Source organism: Sinorhizobium sp. NFACC03, from assembly GCF_900103435.1.
Lineage (GTDB): Bacteria > Pseudomonadota > Alphaproteobacteria > Rhizobiales > Rhizobiaceae > Ensifer.
Genome location: NZ_FMXF01000050.1, coordinates 20,375 through 28,966, shown reverse-complemented (window position 1 = coordinate 28,966; position 8,592 = coordinate 20,375). Strand labels below are relative to the sequence as shown.

At 63.1% G+C, this 8,592-nt stretch carries 11 protein-coding genes; 9 read left to right on the top strand and 2 right to left on the bottom strand.

Annotated features, from left to right (window positions below; all coding sequences use genetic code 11):
* Positions 1–475 (top strand): TOBE-like domain-containing protein (locus tag BLU35_RS32945; protein ID WP_176907545.1); only part of this gene is annotated, 475 nt, incomplete at its 5' end.
* Positions 476–498: 23 nt separating this feature from the next.
* Here BLU35_RS32945 and BLU35_RS32940 read toward each other — a convergent pair.
* Positions 499–828, bottom strand: coding sequence for a YciI family protein (locus BLU35_RS32940; protein ID WP_058326277.1), 330 nt, complete (start codon positions 826–828; stop codon positions 499–501).
* Between the two features lie 129 nt (positions 829–957).
* Here BLU35_RS32940 and BLU35_RS32935 point away from each other — a divergent pair, with 129 nt between their 5' ends.
* From BLU35_RS32935 to chrA, 4 genes are all read left to right on the top strand, one after another.
* Positions 958–1,224 carry a hypothetical protein gene (locus BLU35_RS32935; RefSeq protein ID WP_057248480.1) on the top strand — a complete coding sequence of 89 codons (267 nt, stop codon included), beginning with the start codon at positions 958–960 and terminating at the stop codon, positions 1,222–1,224.
* Between the two features lie 196 nt (positions 1,225–1,420).
* Positions 1,421–2,179 (top strand): alpha/beta hydrolase, encoded by a 759-nt coding sequence (locus tag BLU35_RS32930; RefSeq protein WP_093236249.1) that lies wholly within the window; start codon positions 1,421–1,423, stop codon positions 2,177–2,179.
* 203 nt (positions 2,180–2,382) lie between these two features.
* Positions 2,383–3,204: a chromate resistance protein ChrB domain-containing protein gene (locus tag BLU35_RS32925; protein ID WP_093236248.1), complete on the top strand. Its 822-nt coding sequence runs from the start codon at positions 2,383–2,385 to the stop codon at positions 3,202–3,204.
* A 1-nt stretch (position 3,205) separates the two neighbouring features.
* Positions 3,206–4,612, top strand: a complete 1,407-nt coding sequence (gene chrA, locus BLU35_RS32920; RefSeq protein ID WP_093236247.1) for a chromate efflux transporter — start codon at positions 3,206–3,208, stop codon at positions 4,610–4,612.
* Positions 4,613–4,627: 15 nt separating this feature from the next.
* Here chrA and BLU35_RS32915 read toward each other — a convergent pair whose 3' ends face one another.
* On the bottom strand, positions 4,628–4,822 hold the full coding sequence (locus BLU35_RS32915) for a hypothetical protein (protein ID WP_093236246.1): 195 nt from the start codon (positions 4,820–4,822) through the stop codon (positions 4,628–4,630).
* A gap of 240 nt (positions 4,823–5,062) precedes the next feature.
* Between BLU35_RS32915 and BLU35_RS32910 the strand changes: the two genes are divergently transcribed.
* The 4 genes from BLU35_RS32910 (at position 5,063) to BLU35_RS32895 (ending at position 8,366) form a co-directional block, all read left to right on the top strand.
* Positions 5,063–6,091, top strand: a complete 1,029-nt coding sequence (locus tag BLU35_RS32910; RefSeq protein WP_093236245.1) for an NAD(P)H-dependent flavin oxidoreductase — start codon at positions 5,063–5,065, stop codon at positions 6,089–6,091.
* 123 nt (positions 6,092–6,214) lie between these two features.
* The gene (locus BLU35_RS32905; RefSeq protein ID WP_093236253.1) at positions 6,215–7,147 is read left to right on the top strand and encodes a LysR family transcriptional regulator; all 933 of its coding nucleotides are present in this window, start codon (positions 6,215–6,217) and stop codon (positions 7,145–7,147) included.
* Between the two features lie 143 nt (positions 7,148–7,290).
* Complete coding sequence (locus tag BLU35_RS32900; protein ID WP_093236244.1) at positions 7,291–8,004, top strand: SDR family NAD(P)-dependent oxidoreductase; 714 nt, start codon at positions 7,291–7,293, stop codon at positions 8,002–8,004.
* 122 nt (positions 8,005–8,126) lie between these two features.
* A complete protein-coding gene (locus tag BLU35_RS32895) occupies positions 8,127–8,366 on the top strand; it encodes a tautomerase family protein (protein ID WP_093236243.1) in 240 nt (79 codons plus the stop codon).
* Positions 8,367–8,592: the final 226 nt, after the last annotated feature.

Below are 8,592 nucleotides of genomic sequence, written 5' to 3'. Positions count from 1 at the left end.
CGGCACGCCCGACGAGATCTACGACCATCCGGTCTCGCCCTTCGTCTTCGGCTTCATCGGCCAGTCGAACGCGCTCGCCGTCACGCTCCAGAACGGCGAGATCTGGTTCGAGGACCGGCCGATCGGGCTCAGGGCTCCGTCCGAGCCGGACGGGCCGGCCAATCTGCACTTCCGCCCACACGACATCGAGCTGATCGACGGCTGCGGCGGCTGTCTTGCCGGTCTCGTCACCGCCAGCCGCCGCGTTGCCGGCACCCGCCATCTCGAACTCGACCTGGGCCGCAACCATCCGCATGTCGAGATCGAACTGTCGCCCGAACGCGCCGCCGCCGGCGACCACAGCCGCATCGCCTTCCGGCCGACAAAGTGGAAACTCTTCAGAGACAACAGAGAGCAGGCTGTAGCCGCGGAGGCAAAAATCGAGAGCCGCGCCATCGAGATACAGGAACCAACATTGGTCGCCCAAGCCTCTTAAGCAGGGGCGACACATCGTCGGACTTAAGGAGTCTCGAGCGGCCAGACCTCGACCACCCCATGAGCCACTGCGCACGGGGTGCGTGACACCATATCGATCGCTTCGGCCAGGTCTGCGGCCTCGATCACCGCGAAGCCGGCCACAGGAAGCGAAGACGACATGAACGGACCGCTTCGCTTCTCGACATGCGCGGCGTTGGCGTTGCGCACCTGAACAGGCGCTCCGGCGATCCCCATCAAGGCTCCTCTTGCACGAAGTTCCGCATCATGCGCGTGCGCCGCATCACGGACGTCCGCCGCCGTGCGGTCGTAGCCTGCACGGTCTCCATATCCAATGGTCACGAATTTAGGCATCAGCAGTATCCTCCCGGTAGCGGCACCTACTTCCGACGGGCTAATTGACAGTCGGGCCGACGGAGCCTTCCGTGAGGGAACGCGGCCGCACAGGAAAAAGTTCGTCCATGCCGCGACAGGGAGGATGCAATGCCGACCATCATCGCCCACCACAAGATCACGAAAAGCGCGGAACACTGGTTGAAATCACCGAAGCGCAAGGAGTTCTTCAGCACGCTCGGCGTGACCAGCATTCGAACCTTCGTCGATCCCCAGGATCAGACCCGGGTGGCCATTCTCATGGATGTCCCCGATCTGGACGCCCTGTCGAAAGCCATGCAGACCCAGGCCGCGGCCGATGCGATGGTCTTTGATGGCGTCGTGCCGGAATCAATCGTGATCCTGGTTGAATCATAGGGCACAGTCCGCCCGTATTCTGCCATTGAGGCCAGACGGAACGCACCGGGGAGCCGCCCTTCCCGCGGTGCTTCGCTGCGACCTGAGCCGACCCCTTACATTGCGGTACAATTGCTGGTGGCGGCCGACATATCCGGGATACCTCGCCGGACCAGATTGCGATCGTCACCTCAACGGCCCCGAAAGGAACGATCGCATGCGCCGCCGAATCATCCCTACTCTTGCCCTCGCCTTTGCAACGAGCGTGGTTGCTTTCGCCGCCCAGGCTGCGGACATCAAGAATATCGTCATCGTGCACGGCGCCTTCGCCGACGGTTCGGGCTGGCGACAGGCCAGCGATATCCTGGAGCGGCGCGGCTTCAACGTGACGGTCGTGCAGGAACCGCTAACCTCGCTTGCCGCCGACGTCGAGGCGACGAACCGTGTTCTGGACCTGCAGGATGGGCCGACCTTGCTCGTCGGGCACAGCTACGGCGGTATGGTGATCAGCGAAGCCGGACATCACCAGAAGGTCGAAGGATTGGTCTACGTCGCAGCGTTTCAGCCGGACAAGGGCGAGAATTTGGCAACGCTTGTCGGATCGAAGCCGCCGGCGGCAATGAGCATCAAGGAAACCACCGACGGCAAGTATCTCTATCTCGATCCGACAGCGTTTGCTGCTGATTTCGCTGCCGACCTTCCCAAAGCGGAAGCGGCCTTTGCGGCGAAGTCGCAGGTCTTTGCCGCAAAAGAGGTTTTCACCGCCAAGTCCGGCGATCCGGCATGGCGGACGAAGAAAAGCTGGGCGGTCGTAGCGACCGAAGATCGCGCCATCAATCCGGACCTTGAACGAAGCATGGCGAAGCGCGCCGGCAGCCAGGTAAGCGAGATCAAGGCAAGCCACGCCGTCTTTGCCTCGCAAGCGGAAAAGGTTGCCAACATCATAGAGACCGCAGCCAAGGACGCCGGCAAATAGCCCGAACACGCCGAGCGTCTGCGTCCTGAGTGCGGCGCCCTTCCGCACTCAGGACAGCGGATCGGCGACGTTCTTCCATTCTTGATTGCCGGCTTGACAGTCCGCTCAAAGAGCGGAAAACTTTGCGCATGGGGGTGCGATCACCCCATGAGGCGCCAGCCGAAGCATCGCGTCCACTCAACCGCTCATCCGGAGGACGCGTCATGTCGTCATTTCTCGAAATATCCTCGGAAAAACTCTCTCGCCTCATCGGCACGCCGAACTGTCCCGCACTGATCGATGTCAGGATCGACGAAGATTTCGACGCCGATCCCCGCCTCATCCCAGGTTCGTACAGGCGCGACTACCGCCAGGTTCAGGATTGGATCGACGACGTCGCCAAGGCATCGGCAATCATCATCTGCCAGCAGGGCAAGAAGCTCAGCCATGGCGTTGCCGCCTGGCTTCGCAATGCCGGCATTGCTGCCGACGTGCTCGAAGGCGGTTTCGAGGCTTGGGCGGATGGCGGCTATCCGGCCGTGCCCGCTTCCGCGATACCCGAACGGGACGCCGGCGGTAGGACCGTCTGGGTTACGCGGGCACGCCCAAAGATCGACCGCATCGCCTGCCCCTGGCTGATCCGTCGTTTCGTCGATCCGAAGGCTGTCTTCCTGTATGTGGCGCCGTCAGAGGTCGAGATGGTCGGCGAGCGCTTCGGCGCTACGCCCTTCGATATCGATGCTCCGATCCGCTGGAGCCATCGCGGTGAACTCTGCACCTTTGACGTGATGGTCGAGCAGTTCGGCCTTGCAACCGCTCCGCTTCTGCGGCTAGCCACCATCGTGCGCGGGGCCGACACCGCCCGTCCCGAGCTTGCGCCCGAGGCGCCGGGCCTGCTTGCCGCCTCCCTCGGTCTCTCGCGCATGTATGCCGACGACCTGGAGCAACTGGATGCGGGGATGCTGCTCTACGACGCCTTCTATCGCTGGTGCCGGGATGCTACCAACGAGACGCACAACTGGCCCTCGCCCAAGAAGGACGCCTGAGATGACCGATATCGCTGACAAGGCCGCGCCCGAAATGGCGCGGCAACGGCAAAGCCACGGCATCCCGTTTGGCGAAGCCGTCCGGGTTTGGGCACGCATTGCGGCCCTCAGCTTCGGTGGCCCTGCCGGACAGATCGCGGTGATGCATCGCATCCTTGTCGATGAGAAGCGCTGGATCGGCGAGCATCGCTTCCTGCATGCGCTGAACTACTGCATGCTGCTGCCCGGACCCGAGGCGCAGCAGCTCGCCGTCTACATCGGCTGGCTCCTGCACCGGACCGCCGGCGGCCTCGTTGCCGGACTTCTCTTTGTTCTGCCGGGTTTCCTGGCGATCCTCGGTCTGAGCTACATCTACGCCGCCTTCGGCAATGTCACCGTCGTCGAAGGCCTCTTCTTCGGCCTGAAGGCCGCCGTACTCGCGGTGGTCGTCCAGGCTGTATTCCGCATTGGCAGCCGAGCACTCAAGAACCGAATGATGATCGGCATTGCGGCCGCCGCCTTCGTCGCCATTTTCTTCTTCCGCGTTCCCTTCCCGTTGATCATCCTGGCAGCCGGCGTGCTCGGCTATATCGGCGCTCGCTCCGGTTCGCCGCTCTTTCGCATTGGCGGTGGACACAAGGGCGGCACGGGCCCGGTTCTGAAGGACGAGGACTCCGCGCTCGGCGAGGAAATCCCCGCGCATGCGCGCCCCAACCTTGCATGGTCGCTGCGGATTTCCGGCGTGCTGCTTGCGCTGTGGCTCGTGCCCCTGGCGTTGCTCATCATCGTCCTCGGTCGGGACAGCGTCTTCAGCCAGATCGGCCTGTTCTTCAGCCAGATGGCGGTCGTCACCTTCGGCGGCGCCTATGCCGTGCTCGCGTACGTCGCCCAGGAGGCCGTCCAGCACTACGGCTGGCTGAAGCCCGGCGAAATGCTGGACGGCCTCGGCATGGCCGAGACGACGCCGGGGCCGCTGATCATGGTCGTCCAGTTCGTCGGATTCATGGGCGCCTACCGCGACCCGGGCACGCTCCATCCGATGATGGCGGCGACCTTGGGGGCGATGCTGACCACCTGGGTGACCTTCGTCCCGTGTTTCCTCTGGATCTTTCTTGGGGCGCCCTTCATTGAGCGGCTGCGGAACAACATCGCGCTCACGGGCGCCATGTCGGCGATCACCGCCGCCGTTGTGGGAGTTATTCTCAACCTTGCCGTCTGGTTCGGGCTGCACACCTTGTTTGGGGAGCTCGTGAGCGGGCAATTCGGGCCGTTCGCGCTCGACATACCGGTGCTAGGGTCGCTGGTACTGCCGTCGCTCCTGCTGACGCTTGCCGCCGGCGTGGCGATCTTCCGCTTCAACGCCTCGGTGATCACGACGCTGCTTGCCTGCGCGCTTGCAGGCATGGCCTGGACGCTGGCAACGAACTGATTGCGAAAGCCGCGTCTAGTCGTCGTAGACCGATTGCGGGAGGTGGAATCCCTCCGGCAATTGCGATCCATAGAAGCGTTCCTCCGATGGGGGCGGCGGAGGTTCGCGATGCTTCACCGCGCAGGCGGCAAGCACGGCCTTGAGCTGCACTGGCCGATAGTGTTCGACAAGGTTTGGAGATGGGTCTTGCTTGTCCGTCGGTCGCGACATCAGGGTCCTCATGGGCTCTCGTCACGGAGCGACTGTGCCAGCCAATCGATCTCGCCGCAACTGCTCGGCTGCATGATCGCCCGTTCGACAGTGCGACCATTGTACAGTTGACCTTTGGCCGCTCCGGGTCTCCTTTATGGTGCGGCATAATCGGGCGATCAATGCGACCGCTCGTCAACCGTCACCTCAGCCCGCACGCCGCCGGCACGCAAGAACGCACCTTCATTGAGGAAATCGAATATGCAGGATCCCCTGGCGAGACTCGGCCTGAAGCACCCGTTGATCGTCGCGTCGATGGCCGGCGGCCCCTCGTCGCCGGAGCTCGTCATCGCGTCTTCGGCAGCCGGAGCGCTCGGGTCGATCGGCGCAGCCTATTCGAGCCCGGCGGCCATCACCGAGTTCGTCGACAAGGTTCGTGCAGGCACCGACCGTCCTTTTGCGATCAACCTCTTCATCCAGCACCCGCAGCCGCAGATCGACGCGGCGACGGTCGAGCGGGCGGTGGCCGCGACGGCGAAGTACCGTTCAGAACTTGATCTGCCGGCGCCGCAATTCGCCGCACCCTATGAAGAGGATTTCGATCAGCAGTTCGAGGCCGTGCTGAAGGCGAAGCCGGCAGTCCTTAGTTTCGTCTTTGGCGTGCTGCCTGCCGAGTACATGCGGACCGCGCGCAAGTCGGGGATGCTGATCATCGGCACGGCGACGACACCGGAGGAAGCAGAGGCGCTCGAAGAAAGCGGCGTCGATGCGATCACCCTCCAGGGTTTTGAGGCGGGCGGCCACCGCGGCATTTTCGATCCCGAGGCCGCGGACAGTGAAATCGGCCTTCGGGATCTGCTGACCCGAACCCTCCCGAAGGCGAAGGTGCCACTGATCGCGGCAGGCGGCATTATGACGGCCGTGGATATCCGGTCGGTCCTCGCCATGGGCGCCAGCGCGGTGCAGATGGGAACGGCGTTCCTCGCGACCGCCGAAGCAGGAACCTCGGCAGCCTATCGCGCCGCACTCCAGGGCACGGAACGCGCAACGCGGACAACGCGCGCCTTCTCCGGCCGGTTTGCTCGGGGCATCGAGAACCGCTTCATGAACGAGCTGGACGCCGCCGCCGCAATGCCCTTCCCGGCCCAGAACAAGTTCACGCGCGATATCAGAGGCGCGTCTGCAGCAAAGGGATCGGCGGACTTCCTCTCCCTTTGGGCGGGAACCGGCAAAGGAGAGCTTTGGCAGGGCTCAGCGGCCGATCTGATCGAGAAGCTGTTTGCCGATTGATCGCCCGCTGCTCGAATTGTGCCCCGACACCGCTGACGAGAGGATGGAGCGGGTCTCTTTACTTCTGTCCAGTTGCGGGTGAATGCTTGCCAATTGGCAATGATCATCGCGAAAGTCGGCAGAATGGATCGTATCGACGCAATGAAGGTCTTCGTCACCGCGGTCGATGAAGGCAGCCTCGCAGCCGCGGCCCGGCGGCTGAAGCGATCGCCGACGGCGGTCAGCCGCGCCCTGAACCTGCTCGAAGCCCATGTCGGGGTCGAACTGCTCCATCGAACGACACGATCGTTGAAGCTCAGCGAAGCCGGCCAGCGCTATGCGGCTGCCTGCCGGCGGGTGCTGATCGATCTCGAAGAGGCCGACATGCTCGCAGGTGGCGAACGTGCGGCCCCTCGCGGCACGCTGACGATCTCCGCGCCACCGATCGTTGGCGAAGAGGTGCTGCGTCCGATCCTCGACGACTTCCTCAACCTCTACCCTTCGGTTTCGGCCCGGCTCCTCCTGCTCGATCGCTTCGTAAACCTTGTCGACGAGGGTGTCGATATCGCGCTGCGCATCGGACATCTCGCCGACTCTTCGCTGATTTCGACACGAATCGGTGGCGATGTCCGGCGTGTCGTCGTCGGCTCGCCTCGTTATCTCGCCAACCACCCGCGGATTGACGAGCCGGCCGATCTCGCCAAACACCAGATCGTCGCCTTTACCAACTTCGGCCTCGATTCCTGGACATTCACGCCAGCCGAGGGGTCGTTGATCCCTCGCACGGTGCAGTTCACACCGCGCTGCATCGTCAACAGTGTGCGTGCCGCGACCGACTCCGCCGCCGTGGGTACCGGCCTGACCCGGCTCTACTCCTATCATGTCGCGCGCTACGTCAGCGATGGGCGGTTGAAAATCGTGCTGGCTGATGCCGAGCATCCCCCGATGCCGGTTCATCTTCTTGCACCGCAGGGCCGCATGTCCGTGCCGAAGGTTCGCGCCTTTGCTGATTTCGCGCTGCCACGTCTGCGGACCGAGTTCGCACGCATGGCAACGGAAGCTGGCACGCTCGGCTGATTATGCCGAGATGCGGCTGATTGATCGCCAAATAACGTCAATTCTCTCACACATCGGATGGGTCTAAATCTGATTGCACCAACGCCGAGGGCGGAGGACGGGCCACACCAAGCGCCCGTTGCAATCGAAAAGGGACCACATCCATGAGCAACGAACAGAAGGTCGCCATCATCACCGGTGCATCGCAGGGTATCGGCGCCGCCCTGGTTCAGGCCTACCGCGATCGCAACTATCGCGTCATCGCCACGTCCCGCTCCATTCAGGAAAGTTCGGACGCTGGCATCGTCAGTGTCGCCGGCGATATCAGCAAGCCTGAGACCGCCGAGCGGGTCGTTCGCCAGGGCCTGGAACGGTTCGGCCGTATCGATACGCTCGTCAACAATGCCGGCGTCTTCACCGCCAAGCCGTTCACCGAGTTCACTCAGGAAGACTATGATCTGAACATGGGCGTCAACGTTGCCGGCTTCTTCCACATTACCCAGCACGCGGCCCGCGAGATGCTGAAGCAGGGCTCCGGCCACATCGTCAGCATCACGACCAGCCTCGTGAACCAGCCGATTGCCGGCGTCCCGGCGGCCCTGGCGTCTATCACCAAGGGTGGTTTGAATTCCGTGACCCAGGCGCTCGCGATCGAATTTGCCAAGACCGGTGTTCGCGTCAATGCCGTCTCGCCGGGCATCATCAAGACCCCGATGCACGCGCCGGAAACGCACGCGTCGCTCTCGACGCTGCATCCCGTCGGCCGGATGGGCGAGATCCGCGATATCGTCGACGCCGTCCTTTACCTGGAGCATGCCGGTTTCGTGACGGGTGAGATCCTGCACGTCGATGGCGGACAGAACGCCGGGCGCTGGTAACAGCGCAGGTATGTCCGGGAGCGACCGTTTCCCAATCCTGGCCGCTCCTTCCCTCCCCAATCCATCTCAGATGCGGCACCTTGATGGAGCCGCCAACATCCAGGTCTGAAAAGGAGGCGGCAATGCCGATCGTTACAGTACAGGTGACCCGCGAAGGCACCACTCCAGACCGCAAGGCGGTCACGGCCGAGGAAAAGGCCGAAATCATCAAGGGCGTGAGCCAGGTCCTGCTCGACGTGCTCAACAAGCCGCTGGAATCGACCTACGTGGTCATCGAGGAAGTAGAGCTCGACAACTGGGGTTGGGGCGGCCTGCCGACCGCGCAATACCGCGCCCAACGGGCAGCTCAGGCAAAACCCTGACATCGCCGGTCAGACGTTCTTTGAACCCGCCGCTCGACAACAAGCGGCGGGTTTCGTTTGCGAAATTGTGTCGAAATGTATCCGGAGGTGCTTGCATTACTTTCGCATGCAAGTCTGGATATCGCGAACACACCGAGGACATATCCTGGGCGCCAATGAAACTGAGCGGATGTTCCCCGGCCCTGGCTGGGCGATGCCGCAAGGATGCGAAGACCAAACCGGATTT